General features: G+C 37.5%; 15 protein-coding genes. 8 read left to right on the top strand and 7 right to left on the bottom strand.

What is annotated here, in order from left to right; genetic code table 11:
* Positions 1-66 precede the first annotated feature (66 nt).
* Positions 67-1,020 (top strand): acetyl-CoA carboxylase carboxyltransferase subunit alpha, encoded by a 954-nt coding sequence (locus tag M472_RS32840; RefSeq protein WP_021070146.1) that lies wholly within the window; start codon positions 67-69, stop codon positions 1,018-1,020.
* Positions 1,021-1,067: 47 nt separating this feature from the next.
* On the opposite strand, the gene M472_RS32835 is transcribed toward M472_RS32840, so the two are convergent.
* Together M472_RS32835 and M472_RS32830 are read right to left on the bottom strand one after the other, a co-directional pair.
* Complete coding sequence (locus M472_RS32835) at positions 1,068-2,318, bottom strand: thioredoxin family protein (RefSeq protein ID WP_021070145.1); 1,251 nt, start codon at positions 2,316-2,318, stop codon at positions 1,068-1,070.
* Positions 2,319-2,429: 111 nt separating this feature from the next.
* A complete protein-coding gene (locus M472_RS32830; protein WP_021070144.1) occupies positions 2,430-3,146 on the bottom strand; it encodes a class I SAM-dependent methyltransferase in 717 nt (238 codons plus the stop codon).
* A gap of 75 nt (positions 3,147-3,221) precedes the next feature.
* Between M472_RS32830 and M472_RS32825 the strand changes: the two genes are divergently transcribed.
* The gene (locus tag M472_RS32825) at positions 3,222-4,103 is read left to right on the top strand and encodes a LysR family transcriptional regulator (RefSeq protein WP_021070143.1); all 882 of its coding nucleotides are present in this window, start codon (positions 3,222-3,224) and stop codon (positions 4,101-4,103) included.
* Between the two features lie 50 nt (positions 4,104-4,153).
* Here the strand turns inward: M472_RS32825 and rseP are convergent, their stop codons facing one another.
* The 5 genes from rseP to M472_RS32800 form a co-directional block, all read right to left on the bottom strand.
* Positions 4,154-5,461: an RIP metalloprotease RseP gene (rseP, locus tag M472_RS32820; protein ID WP_021070142.1), complete on the bottom strand. Its 1,308-nt coding sequence runs from the start codon at positions 5,459-5,461 to the stop codon at positions 4,154-4,156.
* Positions 5,462-5,471: 10 nt separating this feature from the next.
* Entirely contained in the window at positions 5,472-6,635 is a 1,164-nt protein-coding gene (locus tag M472_RS32815; RefSeq protein WP_021070141.1) for a 1-deoxy-D-xylulose-5-phosphate reductoisomerase, read from the bottom strand.
* 11 nt (positions 6,636-6,646) lie between these two features.
* Positions 6,647-7,438 carry a hypothetical protein gene (locus M472_RS32810; RefSeq protein ID WP_021070140.1) on the bottom strand — a complete coding sequence of 264 codons (792 nt, stop codon included), beginning with the start codon at positions 7,436-7,438 and terminating at the stop codon, positions 6,647-6,649.
* A 95-nt stretch (positions 7,439-7,533) separates the two neighbouring features.
* A complete protein-coding gene (locus M472_RS32805) occupies positions 7,534-9,660 on the bottom strand; it encodes a S9 family peptidase (RefSeq protein ID WP_031301622.1) in 2,127 nt (708 codons plus the stop codon).
* 369 nt (positions 9,661-10,029) lie between these two features.
* On the bottom strand, positions 10,030-10,368 hold the full coding sequence (locus tag M472_RS32800; RefSeq protein WP_021070138.1) for a DUF3276 family protein: 339 nt from the start codon (positions 10,366-10,368) through the stop codon (positions 10,030-10,032).
* Between the two features lie 215 nt (positions 10,369-10,583).
* Here M472_RS32800 and M472_RS32795 point away from each other — a divergent pair, with 215 nt between their 5' ends.
* The 6 genes from M472_RS32795 (at position 10,584) to purH (ending at position 17,206) form a co-directional block, all read left to right on the top strand.
* Positions 10,584-11,501, top strand: coding sequence for a LiaF transmembrane domain-containing protein (locus M472_RS32795; protein ID WP_021070137.1), 918 nt, complete (start codon positions 10,584-10,586; stop codon positions 11,499-11,501).
* Positions 11,502-11,894: 393 nt separating this feature from the next.
* A complete protein-coding gene (locus M472_RS45740; protein ID WP_235049496.1) occupies positions 11,895-12,557 on the top strand; it encodes a sensor histidine kinase in 663 nt (220 codons plus the stop codon).
* Positions 12,550-13,287, top strand: a complete 738-nt coding sequence (locus M472_RS32785; RefSeq protein WP_021070135.1) for a LytR/AlgR family response regulator transcription factor — start codon at positions 12,550-12,552, stop codon at positions 13,285-13,287. Before M472_RS45740 ends, M472_RS32785 begins: the two co-directional genes overlap by 8 nt.
* A gap of 25 nt (positions 13,288-13,312) precedes the next feature.
* Positions 13,313-14,743 carry a serine hydrolase domain-containing protein gene (locus M472_RS32780; protein ID WP_021070134.1) on the top strand — a complete coding sequence of 477 codons (1,431 nt, stop codon included), beginning with the start codon at positions 13,313-13,315 and terminating at the stop codon, positions 14,741-14,743.
* 127 nt (positions 14,744-14,870) lie between these two features.
* Positions 14,871-15,446, top strand: coding sequence for a phosphoribosylglycinamide formyltransferase (gene purN, locus M472_RS32775; protein ID WP_021070133.1), 576 nt, complete (start codon positions 14,871-14,873; stop codon positions 15,444-15,446).
* A gap of 233 nt (positions 15,447-15,679) precedes the next feature.
* Positions 15,680-17,206 carry a bifunctional phosphoribosylaminoimidazolecarboxamide formyltransferase/IMP cyclohydrolase gene (gene purH, locus M472_RS32770; protein ID WP_021070132.1) on the top strand — a complete coding sequence of 509 codons (1,527 nt, stop codon included), beginning with the start codon at positions 15,680-15,682 and terminating at the stop codon, positions 17,204-17,206.
* Positions 17,207-17,252 lie beyond the last annotated feature (46 nt).

Raw genomic sequence — 17,252 nt, 5'->3', positions numbered from 1 at the left:
CAAAACTGTTTTAAAATCCCCGAAAAATACAGTAACTTAGCCCTCCTAAAACGAAAGTTTTTTTATATGGAAACAACATTTGATTTTGAAAAGCCGATTGCAGATTTGCAAACTCAAATAGAGAAAGTTCATCAAGTAGCGGAGAAAACGAAGGTGGATATGAGTGCTACCATCCGTGAGCTTGAAGAAAAGCTCGCAGAAACTACCGTCGAAGTATATAAAAATATGACCGGCTGGCAGAAAGTGCAGATGTCAAGACACCCAGACAGACCTCAAACATTTGACTATGTCGACCTGATCTGTGACGAATTTGTAGAGTTACATGGTGACCGTACGGTCAAAGATGACAAGGCAATCATTGGTGGATTCGCTTCTATAGGAGGACAGTCCGTCATGGTAATCGGACACCAAAAAGGTAAAAACACGAAAGAAAGACAGTACCGTAATTTCGGAATGGCCAATCCTGAAGGCTACAGGAAAGCACTTCGATTGATGAAAATGGCGGAAAAGTTCAATAAACCAGTCGTCACACTAATCGATACAATGGGAGCATATCCTGGCCTAGAAGCAGAAGAACGTGGACAGGGAGAGGCGATCGCTCGTAACCTTTTAGAGATGTCTGTTCTTAAAGTTCCTGTAATCTGTATCGTTATTGGTGAGGGCGCCTCTGGCGGTGCCTTAGGAATTGGCATTGGAGACCGTGTCTATATGATGGAAAATACTTGGTATTCGGTTATTTCACCAGAATCCTGTTCTTCCATTTTATGGAGAAGCTGGGATCATAAAGAGCGTGCTGCTGAAGCGCTAAAATTAACCGGCAACGATATGTTGGCCAATGGCTTGATTGATGGTATTATCCCAGAACCACTTGGAGGAGCACATCAAAATCCAGAAGAAGCTGCAAACAATCTAAAAAAACAGATTTTAAGCGATTTAGTTATTTTACAAGCTAAAGATTCAGATACACTTGTCAGCGAACGCATCGACAAGTTCAGTAAAATGGGCGTTGTCCATGAATAAGAAAAAAGAGTCTCCAATGGAGACTCTTTTTTCTTATAACACATTTATTATTCCCACGTAGGCTGACCAGATTTCATTTTATCTAAAGTAATCTGATAGTTTTCTTTCTCACCTTCCGAAGCTAACATTAATGCTTTTTCTTGCCATTTTATAGCGTTTGATTTATTGCCGGATTTATACAAAAGATTAGCATAAGTATCGATAAACATAGCCTGTTCACCACTTTCCAACGACTTTTTGCTCCAATCTAAAGCAGACTTAATACAAGCGGCATCATCACAATTTTCGAAAATCGTCCAAGCAAATGAATTCAACATGTCAGGCGCTACTCCTCTTGCATTCATACTTAAAAAATCATTAACAGCATCTTTAAAAGCTGGCCAATTCTTCTCTCGGGCATAATACTGAACCTTAGACATCGCTATAGAGCTCTTCATATTTACATAGGGATGATCTTTTTCAATTTCCTTCTGTATCGCTACGAAATCTACAGGGCTAGATGCTCCATTTGCCATTTTAGGTCGTATCAATTCATTAGCTAACACTCCTGCTAAGATATCATTACTACTTTGAGTTTTGTTATTTTCGATTAATAACTCATCGACTCGTTGCATATTATTTTTTATTATATCATAACAAGTACCTTCACTTGAAGTCGCTCCCTGTAATAGCAGGTCGATATTGTCAGCCGTTAAAAAATCATCTACTCCTATTGATGAAACAAAAGCCTCAATTGCTTTGCTAACCATCCCCTGATCATATGCTGATTGAGCAGCTGTTGCTAAGCGCTTCGCTACTTCAGGATCTTTCGGATTTGCCTCAAACTTCTTGATCAATGTAACATACTGAGTTTCCGGATGAAGTCCCTCATTTGCTCTTGAAATAAAAGCGTCAGCCTCTCCTCCCCCAACCATACGATGTACAAGCTCTCCCTCTGGAGAAAACACCAAAAATGTCGGATAAGCTCTGACATTATAATCTTTGCCAAAACGAGCTGCCTCCTCATACCAAGACTTGACCTCTTCAGAATCCTTTTTAGTCTGATCCATCTGAAGTTTCAGATTAATAAAGTTAGAATTGAAAAACGCACCTACTTTTTCTTGAGGAAAAACATTTTCTGCCATCCAAATACAAGGTCCGCACCAGGTTGTAAAACAGTCGACGAAGATATGCTTATTCTCCGCTTTAGCCTTAGCTTTTATCTGTTCCCAATTACTGTTGTGTTCGAAATGAATTCCTTTTTGCTGGCCTATACCTAAGAAAGGAATAATAAAAAGAAGTGTTAGTAAATTTCTCATAATATTTTAATTAGCTATTCAGTGAAGATATAAACACAATTTAAATCATTTCCTCTTATAAACATAATGATGCATAGTAACTTAACAAAAAATAACATTATTATTGTAGCCCTATTTGAATGCCACAAAGCTCGCAAAACACAGGTTCTTATGTAAAATATCGACTTTTGTAAAGCCGACTTCTTTAAGCAAATCTAGTTGATACATAAGCGGTCTCGGGCTATCCTCTTTCTCGATATAGTCAAATACATGATCTCTATAACCCTCATCTTTTAGAGACTTTAAGTAGTCGCCATATTTATCCTGATAAATCAATCGTTGCAAAGCAGCGTCAGCTTGCTCTACTAGATCAAAAATCCAAATACTCCCTCCTTTTCTTAGTAGACCATAGAGCCGAGCAAAGGCTTCTTTCCAGTCATCCTCCTCACGAAGATGATGTAATACCGCGGTAGCGATAATAACGTCAAATTTTCCAGGCTCTAAATCAACTGTTCTGAAATCTCCCTGTAAACAGTGTATTGTTCCCCCTTTATTGACAGCAGTTATACGCTCTTTAGCCTTTTCCAACATAGGCTTGCTCAAATCCACCAATGTAATATCCAGTGGAGACACATGCATTAACAACTGTATGTCATAATTTCCTGCACCGCAACCTATATCGAGTACATTTCTCAGGTCGGGATAGGTAGTCGATATTCCCTCCGCAAACAAATTCATGTTAAATAGTGCATCGAGTGTCGTCTGTTGTCCTGTTTCTAATTTTGAAAACCGTTCAACATCCTGGTCGAAACGCTTTTCAATTTCTTTCAAAGTGGATTTATTTTTCATACAAACCAAAACTACATAACCTATTAATACCTTAAAAATACTATTTTTATCACCAATTAATACCTATTTAGCATCATGGAAATTAGACATCTCCGTTATTTCAGAATGCTGGCCCAAGAATTGCACTTTGGCAGGGCTGCTAAGAGACTATTTATTTCTCAACCACCACTCAGTCGACAAATCAGGGAATTAGAAGAAGAACTAGAGGTACAACTGTTTATAAGAAATAACAAACGCGTAATATTGACAGATGCTGGTAAATATTACCTAGCAGAATGTGAACAGTTATTAAATAATTTGGAGAAAGCAAAACAACACTCTAGACAGATTCACCTTTCCGAAAGCGGTGTTTTTAACATTGGATACATAAGTTCTATCTCTAAAAAGAAACTATCCGAATTACTAAAGCAAATAAAAAAAAACTATCCCCTATTACAAATTCACCTATTTGAGACTTCTTCGCATAAACAGTTGGACGCCCTAGAGCAGGGAAAACTGGACATTGGTATTGTCCGTGCTCCGATCATGCGTCCCTTGTTAACGCAAGTTAATTTATACGAAGATGGATTTGTATTAGCAGTATGCAAGGATACAGTTCTTGTAGACAATATCAAAGATATAGATTTATCTTCAGCCTCGTTTATTTCATACAATAGTGAATATGCACCGGTATACCATCAGAAGTTTTTAGAGATATGTGCCAGACTCCATTTTACACCAACTATCATCCATGAATGCAACACCATACCATCCATATTAGAACTCGTTGCTTATGGTGTGGGAATCGCAATCGTTCCAAAGATGGCCATACAAGACTGCACCACGTCAAATATACATTTTTTAGAAATCGGAATCGCTTCGGACATCACAACACGGATCGTAATGACTTTTCTTATAAACAATCCTAGCAATGTACTACTTCCAATTTCAGATCTAGCATACGATACCTTTAAATAGAAAAGTCCGCATTGAACAATGCGGACCTCTCCTAATTACCTTTTATGTTCTTACCACTTGAGAATATCATTCCCAAATGTGAAGAGCATCAAAGCTATCAGAATAAAAAAACCGACCATCTGTGCCGTCTCCAAAAACTTATCACTTAACGGTTTTCCTTGAACCATCTCTACCAACAAGAAAATAACATGACCGCCGTCCAATGCCGGAATCGGTAACAAGTTCATAAAGGCAAGAGCCATCGACAACGTACCTACAAGCGTCCAAAAGCGAAACCAATCCACTTCACTACCGAACATCTTAGCAATACCTACAGGTCCCGACAAAGCCTTATCTGCTCGTACCTCACCTTTAAAAATTTTGCCAAATCCCTTGATATTGTCCGTTATTACAGAGAAAGCCTTGTTCACACCAATAGGCAAAGACTCCACAAAAGTATAGGTGCGTCTGACCTCAGGCATAGCATTAATAAATCCTAATATAGAGGAGGTATCAGCCGCTGCGATCAATTGTAGAGAGTCCACTCCACGGATGATATCCAGTTTTATTTCCTTGCCTTTATTCTTAGCAACCTCTTCTTGAAAAACATCAATTCGAGCCACAGACACCCCATTAATACCAATGATACTATCCCCTTTTAAAAGTCCCATCTTCTCAGCACGTGATCCCTTCGCTACAGAATCTATTGGAACTATTTTAAATATAGGCGTTACAAATTCATTTCTTTTATGTTCAGCGATTTCATTTAACATTGTTGCTGGCAGCACGATATCTAAGGTATTACCCGCTCGTTCAACCTGTAATGTCGCATCCCCCATCAATACATCAGAAGTCATCAAATCCTTGTAAAACAAATGGGCCTTATTACCATTAACACCTACGATCTTATCACCTTCTTTTAGACCTACCTTCTCTCCTATGATACCAGGTTTTACACCATACAATCTTGTATTATCTAAATCGGCTTCACCGTACTTGAAAGTAATCATCCAAAAGGCAACGATACCGACGATAACGTTCACTATAATCCCCCCCAACATAACGATAAGACGCTGCCAAGCAGGTTTAGAACGAAACTCCCAAGGTTTTGGTTCTTCCTTCAGCTGTGCTGTATCCATGGATTCATCAATCATCCCGGCGATCTTAACATAACCTCCTAATGGCAACCAACCAATACCATACTCACAACCTTTATAATTAAACTTAAAAAGCTTTACGCCCCAAGCATCGAAAAACAAATAAAACTTCTCGACTTTAATACCGAACATTCTTGCTGCTAAAAAATGTCCTAACTCATGTAATATAATTAAAATTGACAGTGCTAAAATAACCTGCCCAATCATTACCAATGTTCCCATCTATTAAATATTAGTTTCTCAACTTACGTATTAAATCTCGTGCCACAAGTCTGCTTTCTTCATCAAAAGCAATGTAATCCTCCAAACTCAGGCTCTCTCTATTGCTTATCTGACATAATGTCTCCTCCAACACCGTTGACATTCCTAAAAATGACAGTTCATCTTTCAGAAAGGCGTCAACAACAATCTCATTAGCGGCATTAAGTACACAGCACCTGTTCCCTCCCTGTTTCAATGCATCGTACGCTAGTCCAAGATTTCTGAACGTATCGATGTCAGGTCGTTCGAATGTAAGTGCTGGATGTTCTAGAAAATTAAAACGAGTAAAATCATTCTTTAAGCGGTTGGGATAGGTCAATGCATACTGAATAGGCACCCTCATATCAGGGGCTCCCATCTGTGCCTTCATTGATCCATCTTCAAACTGCACGATAGAGTGAATTATAGACTGAGGATGCACGATAACATCAACTTCAGAGACTTCTAAATCAAATAACCATTTAGCCTCTATAACCTCTAATCCTTTATTCATTAAAGATGCAGAATCTATAGTAATTTTGGCCCCCATCGCCCAATTGGGATGTTTTAAGGCCTGTTCGCGCGTTACCTTAGCTAGATCTGTCGTTGTTTTACCTCGAAAAGGACCTCCAGATGCTGTAAGATATATTTTCTCTATTTTATTTTCCTCACCTACCAGACATTGGAATATCGCTGAGTGTTCGGAATCTACCGGTAATATTTTCACATCATATTCCCGAGCCAACCCCATAACCAACTCTCCTGCCATCACCAGTGTTTCCTTATTTGCCAGCGCAATATCTTTACCTGACTTTATAGCTTCTATTGTGGGTCTCAATCCTGCCGATCCTACTATGGCATTGAGAACAATATCTACCCCTATAAATGCAGCTGCTTCAATTAAGGCTTCCTCTCCCGTCAAAACTTTACAGTCTGTATGTGACAAAGCCGACTGAACTTTCGCAGAATGCTCTTCATTGATAATAACGACAAGCTTTGGCTCAAACTCAATAGCTTGTTGAATCAATAGATCTACACTGTTACTGGCTGTTAGTACGGAAGCTTCAAATTTATCAGGAAAGGATCTAATTACATCCAGGGCTTGCGTACCAATACTACCTGTAGATCCTAATATAGCAATACTCTTTTTCTCCAACTTATCCTTTCTTAAATTATATTCTTAAACAGTTCAGGATCATCGCTCCCCTTATATTCTTTCATCATATCCACGTAAGCGATAGCCATAACCAAACTCACAGAAGGAATGATGATAAAAGTATTCAATATACTTGATATTTTTGCAAAAAGAGGGTACTCAAAATATTCGAAAGTCATTTGTAAAATATAAGCAGAGGCCAGAACTAACATCAACATAAATAAGTTCATGACATTTCCCTTAGTAAACGCAATACTTAAACGAGCCGCTCTGAAAATATTATGGTTCTTTTCTAAAATAAAAAATGGAAAAAAAGAAATTCTAATCAAAATAAACATCATGAAAATCCCCGTCAATAATGGATTTATTTCTGATAAAATAGTTTCCATTTGCACTCCCATATACAAAAGTGGCATACATAAAATTGCACACCCTAAATAAACGACACTTGTCAAAAGAGAATAGATTATCAATCCCGATAGAAAATTCAAAAATTGTTTGGGTGACGGAATGTAAGTCATTAGCGCTGCATGTTCCACATTACTTGCTAATAATATTGCTCTCTTGACCAGAACAAGCTGTAACCCAAAAAATAATATTACAAAAACAAGCAACAGCAATACCTTTATGGCACTCCCCGTAATATCACTGAGGTACATGGCTAGAAAAGCAGACAAATTATTCGTCACAAAAAGAAGAAAACATAATCCTGCAACAGAAATGTAATGTTTCTTTAAAATATTCAAGGCTCTGAAAAACACATCGTTTGCTTTAAATGTGCTTTCCTTTAGAAATTCTAACATACAAATGGATAATAGTGCAAAGATGATGTTTTTTTTGGATTACATCAAAAACTGGTGATAGTTTTTAACAACCATCACCAGTCAGCAGAGAGAAACTAGTTGAATTCTCCGGGTAAAGGTTTTTCTAAAAGATATTGATAATAAAAACGTGCTCTTTCTCGAAAATCGTAAGCAACTTTAGATCTATTCCAGCCGTGTCTACTACCTGGATAAATCATTAACTCAAAAGGCACATTACGATCTGTAAGTGCATCGATCAATTGTATCGTATTTTGCATATGGACGTTGTCATCCAAATCACCATGCATAATTCTTAATCCACCTTTATATTTATCCACATAATTTAAGATAGAACCATTTTTATATCCTTCAGGATTATCTTGTGGTGTATCCATCCAACGCTCTGTATAATGCGTATCATAAAGTTCCCAACTTGTCACTGGAGCACCTGAAATTCCATAATCAAAATAGTCAGCCCCTTTGGTCAACGCTAAGCAAGTCATATATCCACCATAGCTATGTCCTGTAATTAAAAGCTTATTCTTCGCCACCCAAGACTTGGCTTTTAACCACTTGGCAACAGTAATATAATCAATCATCTCCCAGTGCCCCAGATTTCTATGCATCCATGCTACACCTTGCTTACCAAAGTGCCCAGAAGCTCTATGGTCACATGCGATCTGCACAATACCTTCATTAGCCCAGTGTTGATTTAATGTTCCTTTCCAAGTATTTCTAACAGTACCTGCATCTGGCCCCCCATAAATACTCATAATGACAGGATATGCCCTGTTCTCGTCAAAGTCTGTTGGATAGGTAATCACAATCGGTAAATCAAATTTACCATCATCTGATTTGATGGTAAAATACTCGGTTTTCCCGATCTTATAGTCATTAAAATTTTCCGATCTAGAGTCTGCCAATTCTTTTACAATCTTTCCCTGATTATCCACCAAAGCAACTCTATTAGGAGTGGTTACATTCGAATAATTGGTTATAAAATACTTTCCATCAGGAGAGACATTTACATTATGGGTAAAATCACCAAAGGTCAGTCTCTTCATATTCTTTCCTGAATAATCCACACGATATAAATCCGCAGTTGCAGAATTCTCTTTACGCGCCGTAAAATAAACCACCTTACTCTTCTCATCAATATGAGCCAGTGCAGTCACCTGCCAATCTCCTTGCGTAATAGGATTCAACAGCTTTCCTTCTAGTGTATACAAATAATAATGTGCCCATCCTGTTTTATCCGACTTCAGGATATAATGTTTGTTGTCAGCTAAATAAGTGATGCGCTCATCGTGATCCAAATTTATCCAAGACGGCTGCACCTCATTATAAATTTCCTTTTTTACACCTGTAACAGGGTTTACAGCATAGAATTTCAGATTATTCTGATCTCTATTCATCCATTGAATCATGATTGATTGACTATCGAAACTCCAATAAGGTTGTCCGAAATACTGATCATCTTTTTCATTAAATTCAGCCCAGATTACAGGCGACCCTTCTACTTTTACAAACCCGATCTTTACTTCCGGATTGCTCTGTCCTGCTTTTGGATATATAGTTTCTTCCAAATAGCCATTCTGTCCCTTGGACACATATATTGGGAACATAGGAACCTTGGTGTCGTCAAATCGCATAAAAGCAATCTGTTTGCTATCAGGAGACCACCAGAATGCTCTGTAATTTGTGGGCCTGCCTAATATTTCCTCATAATATACCCAAGATGACCACCCATTGTAAATAACATCTGTTCCGTCATTAGTATATTGAACCTCCGTACCCGTAGCAACATCTACACTGAATAAGTTACTTTTCTTTGTAAAAGCTACATGTTTACCATCAGGTGATAATGTTGGGTTTTGTTCTTCTTCGTCCGGAGAGTTGGTGAGTCTCTTTGCAGCATCTTGACCATATTTAATATAAACATCTTTATCTTTTACAAATACACGTACATCATTCGTCGGTGCCGATATATATAACTCTCGCTTACCAGATTTTACATCTACTTTGTACATCTTATGATCATTGGCATCCGTCTCTAGATAATGATCTTTATCAGCCCATCCTGGATAACCATTTATCGCTTTTGTGACCGTGTACCCCCTTCCCCAGGACTCATCGAAGTTCAATTTTTTCATCTGGGCATCAGCAGAGTATTGCACAAAGAAAAGTGATACACTCAAAAGACCGCTAAACAATTTGTTCATATATATATTATTTGGTTTTCATCTTTTATTATCTTGTCCAGCTTTACCATAATAACATCTATAACCCCATAACATATGGATATTAGATGCATTCCTATCAGTACCGCTAGCTTACGGTCATCACCTGATTATTTCTGGTTCCGCAATTTGCGAATTAGCTGGATTACTAAATAAAGTCAAAAATAGTTTTTACGAAAATAGGAAATAGTGCATTTCTTTTGCAAGCAGCGGTGTAACATATTCACAGCTTTTCACTAAATTCAACAGAAGTAGTATCAACATCCTGTTTCACCAACATAAATCCTGCTAGTTAAACACAGAAAAAGCCACTTTACAAAAGTGGCTCATTATAACATAAAAAGTAAAGGTTTAGAAAGAATAGTTATCTTTCTCTACCAACTCTTCATTACTTTCGTAAGCAGAATCATCTTGACTAGGCTCATATCTCTTCTCAACAACCTCTTGATTTGATTTGATGTAATCCACCACCTCTGTCAGTCCTTCTGCAAATTTCTCAAAATCTTCTTTATACAAGAATATTTTGTGTTTGATAAATTGACCATCTTCAAAACGCTTCTTGCTCTCAGTGATAGTCACATAGTAATCATTTGATCGCGTCGCTTTTACATCAAAAAAATAAGTACGTTTTCCAGCTCTCACCTTTTTTGAAAATACTTCTTCACGCTCTTTGTTTTCAAAATCTCCCATTAGTCTAGTTAAGTATTTAAGTTTAAATCCTATTTTTTAATTCCATAAATATATAATAATTAATTTTAAACATCCAAATTTTATTGAAAAAATTATTTTTTTTATCACTTTATTTTAATTCCATTAAGAAGTATGGTATTTTCACCGACTAAATAAAGCCATTTACCGAACAGAGGAAATCATATACCTAATAGAAGTAAATTCCTATAAGCGCTATGATTATCTTTGAAATAGATAAAAAAAACAAAATGGAAACAAGAGAGAAGATGCAACAGAAGCCCGTACTTCCACCAAATAACAATAAGAGTTCCACCATGGTGGGGGCCATAATTATATTGTTTGGTTTTTTTCTATTATTAAAAAACTTAGATTTTGGCTATCTATTTCCGCGGTGGATATTTGGATGGCAGATGATACTCATTATTATTGGTGTTGTTATTGGCGTTAATTCCAAGTTTCAAAAAAAGTCATCGATTATCTTAATTACCATTGGAGGAATATTTCTTTTGAAAGATATGATTGGATTCAATCCAGGGAAAATACTCATCCCGGCTATAGCTATTGTTTTGGGTATATTTATTGTCAATAGAAATCGTAAAGCGCCAGAAATACCAACGCCTCCACCAGCAGATCCACCTCACCCCACAGACGAATTTGACTGGGACAAAAGAGTCATTGATTTGTCTGTCCCTGGCGCATCACAAGAATCTTCTGCTCAAGATGCTAAAAACTTCGGTTCTCAAGAACAAAACAGCAATTATCAGGATGCCCATCGAAATAGCTATTATTATGCTGAAAATTATTTAAAAATTGATTCCATATTTGGGAGTGCTAAGAAAATAGTTTTATCCAAAAATTTCTTAGGAGGCACAATGACCAATATTTTTGGAAGCACTGAAGTCAATCTACTGCAAGCGGATCTCAATCAACCGATTGTAATTGATGTCTTTCAACTATTTGGAAGCACAAAGATAATTGTGCCCCCACACTGGATGGTATCACCTTCTGTTTCATCCATCCTGAGTGAGAATGATGACAGACGCGTGATCATCAATCATGCTTTTGATGAAAACAAAAAACTTTTCATTACAGGCACCTCAATTTTTGGAAGTCTGACTATAAAAAACAGCTAGTACACAGCAATGGCATCGGCACTATTTAAATTAAAGTCAAAAAACATGCTGATCCACATCAGCTCATGGACCATATTTGTTCTATATTTTCTAGTCTCTTACTTTCTACTATGGTGGGAGTTTCATCCACTTAAAGTAAATCCAATGGAACCAGCAATTGGAGCCTTAGCAATAACAGCCTGCTGTTACCTTATATTTAGCTCTATGCAGTTTTATATGCCCAAAAAAAATCAATACCTAAAAATTACTATAATATGTATTCTTTTAACAATATTGAGTTTAGGTATTTCGATTTTTTCACTCACTCGTTTTTTTGACAGCACCTCTATCAATCATTTTTACGAACGCTTACCTTATCGATTTATCATCAACTTTCTACTGCTTGTGTGCGTCATGATCATCAATATTTTTTGGAACATACAGGAAGAATATAAGGAGAACAAAAAGCGAAAGGAAGAATCTGAGAAACTCGTACGAGACGCCGAACTCTATAACCTAAGGCAGCAACTCCAACCCCATTTCTTATTCAACAGTTTAAATTCTATAATCGCACTGATTACAGTAAAACCAGACTTGGCAAAAAAAATGACGTTTCAATTATCCGATTTCTTAAGAGGGACCTTACGAAAAGACGATAAACAATTAATACAATTAGCCGATGAAATCAAACATCTGGAACTTTACCTTGAAATCGAAAAAGTCAGATTTGGCCATCGTCTCAACACCACTTTCAACTATCCTGAAGAAGTTCTATCGGCCAAAGTGCCGAGCATGATTGTCCAACCTCTAATGGAAAATGCAATCAAACATGGCCTCTACAACGTCACGGGAGACGTACTCATCGAGACAAACATCAGTCTGGAGTTGCATATGTTGACTATTGAAATCACCAACCCCTACGATTCGGACCAATTTTACAACGCAAAAGGCACAGGCTTCGGTCTGACCAGTATACAACGTCGGCTCTTTCTAATCTACGGACGAACCGATTTATTAAGTGTTAGAAAGACAGAAAATAAATTCACAGCAATTATAAAAATACCTCAACATGATTAAAGCAATTATTATCGATGACGAGCCACTCGCTCGCATGATCATCCAGGGATATCTACAGAATGAAGGTGACATACAAGTTATCGCCGAATGCGGGGATGGATTTGAGGGTGCAAAAGCAATCCAACAACATCGACCAGACCTGGTTTTTCTAGATATTCAGATGCCTAAACTCACAGGCTTCGAAATGTTAGAGATATTGGATGAGTTACCACATATTATATTTACTACTGCCTTTGAAGAATTTGCCATCAAGGCATTTGAAAAGTCGGCCGTTGACTATCTTCTAAAACCTATATCAGAGGATAGATTTAAATTAGCGCTACAAAAATTCAGAAATGCACATGGAACAGCACAGACGCAAAAAACCATCAAGAACCTCCAAGAAGAAGTCGAAGAAGAAATTCTCGAGCGCATTGTTGTTAAAAATGGAACACAAATCAAATTGATCCCTGTACAGCAAGTAATATATCTGGAAGCATACGATGACTATGTGAAAATTCACACCAAAGAAGGAATGTTTCTCAAGAACAAAACCATGTCTTCTTTTGAAAAACAACTGGATTCCAAACAATTCGTTCGTGTGCACCGATCTTTTATTATTAAAGTGGATCAACTTGCTAAAATTGAACCTATGGAAAAAGAAAGCTATAGGGGAATACTCTTAAATGGCGATAAAGTGAATATAAGCAAATCAGGATACGCACGTCTAAAACAAACAATTGGATTATAACTCGTTGATTTCGTAGCTTTGTAGCATGATCAAATATGTCTTATATCTATTAATTATACTATGCTATAGTACCAATGCTTGGAGCCAATCAACAGCTGAAATAAGCAACAGACAAGTCTACAATAGGATAGAGTATTTTTTCAACACCCAACAGACCGATTCTATATATGCGATGGCCACGCCTAACTTTCAAAAAAACATTTCGCCCCAAAGCTTAGCAATGGCATTACAGTACTTTTATAATTTCGGACAAATAAAAGAGGCGATTCCTGCAACATACCATCAAGGCGTAGCAGGGTACAACATAACGTTAGACAAAAAGAAAGCCTCCTTATACTTAAAAACAGACAGTACTTTTCATTTCGATTTATTTGAAATCAAAGACCAAGAGATCAGTACAGAAAAAAAGGAAAACATAAAGTCCGTTGTGCAGAAAAACAATGCTCTTGACGAGTATATCGACTCTGTAGCACGGACCTATATACAACAGAAAAATGCACAAGCGCTAGCAGTCGGCGTAATCCACAACGGAAAAACAAACACGTTCTATTATGGAGAGACTGTCAAAGGTGATTCACTTTCTTTACCAAAAGAAAACACCTTATTTGAATTAGGCTCAATCACCAAAATATTTACAGCGACACTTCTAGCGGACTTAGTAGACAAAAACATAATAACACTAGAGGATACAATCTCGAAGTACTTGCCCGATTCCGTTGCTCAAAATCAATATCTACAACAAATAACTTTTAAACAATTAGCCAACCATACTTCAGGATTACCCAGGTTGCCCGACAATCTGGAGAAATCCACTAAATTTTCGGCATCAGATCCCTACGCACAGTATAGCCGTAAAGAGCTATTTTCTTATTTAAAAAACATACATCTAGACGTCATCTCTGGTGATAGATTCGAATACAGCAATACGGGGTTCGCCTTATTGGGCGAGCTTATTTCTATTATTTCGAAAAAGTCTTACACCCAATGTGTCGCTGATATTATAACGACTCCACTAAGCCTATCCAATACTTTAGAAAAAGTAAATCCTAAAACACAACAGATTACTAAAGTCTACAGCGCTACAGGGACAGAAGTCCCTGTATGGCAATGGCAGGCATTTGTCGGTGCAGGTGGGCTAAAATCGACAATAGCAGATATGCTTCGATTTATTCAAATTCAGTTCAAGATGCCAGAGGCCCCATTGGAACAAGCACTTGCCCTTACCAGACAATTCACCTACTATCTTCCTCCTTCTACCGATATAGGCTTGGCTTGGCATATGAATATGGTAAACGATGTGGTACAATACTGGCACAATGGTGGAACCGGCGGAAGCTCAACATTTATTGCGATAGTTCCGGATACCAAATCAGCGATTATAGTCTTAGCTAATTCAGCACTGTCTGTTGATGAAATAAGCCGAAAAATATTGAATACCGTTATAGAATCTAAGTAATACGATCAAGTGCTGACGATGACAAACTCATTTTTTCGACACAATACCGCAAATACCAAGATTTTTAGTTAAGTTTGGGATATTTACACAGATAACTGCATCAATACGTTAAAGAACAATTTATTCCATGAAAAAAAGAATAGCAATTTTTGCTTCGGGTTCAGGTTCCAATGCACAAAAGATAATGGAACATTTTAAGTACTCTGATGATGCGGAAGTCGCTTTAGTATTAAGTAACAATCCAGAAGCCTATGTTTTACAACGGGCCGATAATTTTGAAATTCCATCACACGTTTTTGATAGGCATGACTTTTATCAAACAGATGAAATTGTTTCTTTACTAAAAAGACTAGAAATAGACTTAGTCGTTCTAGCTGGATTCCTTTGGCTTGTGCCTCAAAATTTATTAAACGCCTTTCCAAACAAAATCATTAATATCCATCCAAGCCTTTTGCCCAAGCATGGAGGAAAAGGAATGTATGGAGACCGCGTACATAAAGCGGTATTAGCAGCTGGAGATGAGGAACATGGCATAACCATACATTTCGTCAATGAAAACTTTGACGACGGGGAAATTATATATCAAGGAAGATTCCGTGTCGAAAAGGGAGACACCTTAGAAATATTAAAGTTCAACGGCCAACAGTTAGAGCATTTGCACTACCCTAAAGTCCTAGAAGGACTAATCAAAAAATACAATTAAACTACAGCTTAAGGAGCGCTTATTTTCAGTAATTGAGCGCTCCTTAATCACCTTCTCCTTCCTTGCCTATAGTCATATAGTGCTTATTTCTTTTTCTCCTTTAATTACTTCACAAGCATAGGGATTAAACACTTAATTTTGTACCTTTGCAACTTTAAATTAAATCTTTCCGTTCCTCTCGTGCACAACACATTCGAGATGATGGAAAGACTGACACTTTCAGAAAAAAAACAATGAATCATCCTGTTAAGATCAAAAACGCATTAGTCTCTGTTTATTACAAAGACAACCTTGCACCTCTTATCCAACTTTTAAACAAATACGGAGTTACTTTCTACTCTACAGGCGGTACGGAAGCTTTTATCCGTGATTTAGGAGTTGACGTAGAGCGTGTTGAAGATTTAACAAGCTACCCTTCCATTCTTGGCGGTCGTGTTAAGACTTTACATCCTAAAATATTTGGAGGTATTTTGTCTCGTCGTCCATTAGAAGATGACAAAAAGCAATTGGAACAATTTGAAATTCCAGAGATTGACTTGGTCATCGTGGATCTCTATCCGTTTGAAGAAACAGTAGCTTCTGGAGCATCTGACGAAGATATCATCGAAAAAATCGATATCGGCGGTATCTCTTTAATCCGTGCAGCAGCGAAAAACTTCAACGATGTAGTTATTATATCCTCTAAAAATGACTACAAAGAACTGGAAGAAATACTGGCTAATCAAGAAGGAACAACCAGCTTAGAACAACGTAAATCGTTTGCTAAACGTGCGTTCAATACATCTTCGCACTACGACACAGCAATATTCAATTATTTCAATCAAACTGAACCACTAGAGGTTTTCAAGCAATCTGAACAACAAGCACAGGTGCTACGTTATGGAGAAAACCCGCACCAAAAAGGTATCTTTTTCGGTAACTTGGAAGCTATGTTTGATAAACTAAATGGCAAAGAACTCTCTTACAACAATCTAGTAGATGTCGATGCAGCTGTTGCTATTGTAGATGAATTCCAAGAGACTACCTTCGCCATATTAAAACATACGAATGCCTGTGGTGTAGCTTCTCGTCCAACTGTAAAACAAGCTTGGATAGATGCGCTAGCTTGCGATCCTGTATCTGCTTTCGGAGGCGTATTAATCACAAACGGCACCGTGGATGCCGATACTGCAAAAGAAATCAACAATTTATTCTTTGAAGTATTAATTGCACCAGATTATACAGAAGAGGCTATCAGCACCCTTACTGAAAAGAAAAACAGAATCATTCTACGTCGTAAAGATATTAAGTTGCCAAGCCAGCAATTCAAGACTCTATTAAATGGAGTAATTTTACAAGACAAAGACAACACCGTAGAAGGTCCGTCACAAATGACCACGGTGACCAATACCGCTCCTACATCGGAACAATTAGAAGATTTGTTCTTTGCTAATAAAATTGTAAAACACACCAAGTCCAACACCATTGTATTTGCAAAAAATGGCACACTGATCTCCTCAGGAGTAGGTCAAACATCACGCGTTGATGCGTTAAAACAAGCTATTGAAAAAGCTAATGCTTTTGGGTTTGACCTAAAGGGTTCTTCCATGGCATCTGATGCTTTCTTCCCTTTCCCTGATTGCGTAGAGATTGCTTCGGAAGCTGGAATCGCAGCAGTATTACAACCAGGGGGCTCCATCAAAGATCAACTATCAATAGACATGGCCAATGAAAAAGGCATAGCTATGGTAACAACAGGCGTGAGACATTTTAAACATTAATATGTTTCTAGACACCTAAATAATAAAAAAGGGGAGCTTTTCAAAG

The organism is Sphingobacterium paucimobilis HER1398 (genome assembly GCF_000416985.1).
GTDB lineage: Bacteria > Bacteroidota > Bacteroidia > Sphingobacteriales > Sphingobacteriaceae > Sphingobacterium > Sphingobacterium paucimobilis.
Note: the sequence above shows the minus strand (reverse complement) of the source record. Positions and strands in the feature narration are given on the sequence as shown.

Coding starts and splice junctions, on each gene's coding strand:
- M472_RS32840 (WP_021070146.1), top strand. CDS start 67: ATGGAAACAACATTTGATTTTGAAAAGCCGATTGCAGATTTGCAAACT.
- M472_RS32835 (WP_021070145.1), bottom strand. CDS start 2,318: ATGAGAAATTTACTAACACTTCTTTTTATTATTCCTTTCTTAGGTATA.
- M472_RS32830 (WP_021070144.1), bottom strand. CDS start 3,146: ATGAAAAATAAATCCACTTTGAAAGAAATTGAAAAGCGTTTCGACCAG.
- M472_RS32825 (WP_021070143.1), top strand. CDS start 3,222: ATGGAAATTAGACATCTCCGTTATTTCAGAATGCTGGCCCAAGAATTG.
- rseP (WP_021070142.1), bottom strand. CDS start 5,461: ATGGGAACATTGGTAATGATTGGGCAGGTTATTTTAGCACTGTCAATT.
- M472_RS32810 (WP_021070140.1), bottom strand. CDS start 7,438: ATGTTAGAATTTCTAAAGGAAAGCACATTTAAAGCAAACGATGTGTTT.
- M472_RS32805 (WP_031301622.1), bottom strand. CDS start 9,660: ATGAACAAATTGTTTAGCGGTCTTTTGAGTGTATCACTTTTCTTTGTG.
- M472_RS32800 (WP_021070138.1), bottom strand. CDS start 10,368: ATGGGAGATTTTGAAAACAAAGAGCGTGAAGAAGTATTTTCAAAAAAG.
- M472_RS32795 (WP_021070137.1), top strand. CDS start 10,584: ATGATTATCTTTGAAATAGATAAAAAAAACAAAATGGAAACAAGAGAG.
- M472_RS45740 (WP_235049496.1), top strand. CDS start 11,895: ATGATCATCAATATTTTTTGGAACATACAGGAAGAATATAAGGAGAAC.
- M472_RS32785 (WP_021070135.1), top strand. CDS start 12,550: ATGATTAAAGCAATTATTATCGATGACGAGCCACTCGCTCGCATGATC.
- M472_RS32780 (WP_021070134.1), top strand. CDS start 13,313: ATGATCAAATATGTCTTATATCTATTAATTATACTATGCTATAGTACC.
- purN (WP_021070133.1), top strand. CDS start 14,871: ATGAAAAAAAGAATAGCAATTTTTGCTTCGGGTTCAGGTTCCAATGCA.
- purH (WP_021070132.1), top strand. CDS start 15,680: ATGAATCATCCTGTTAAGATCAAAAACGCATTAGTCTCTGTTTATTAC.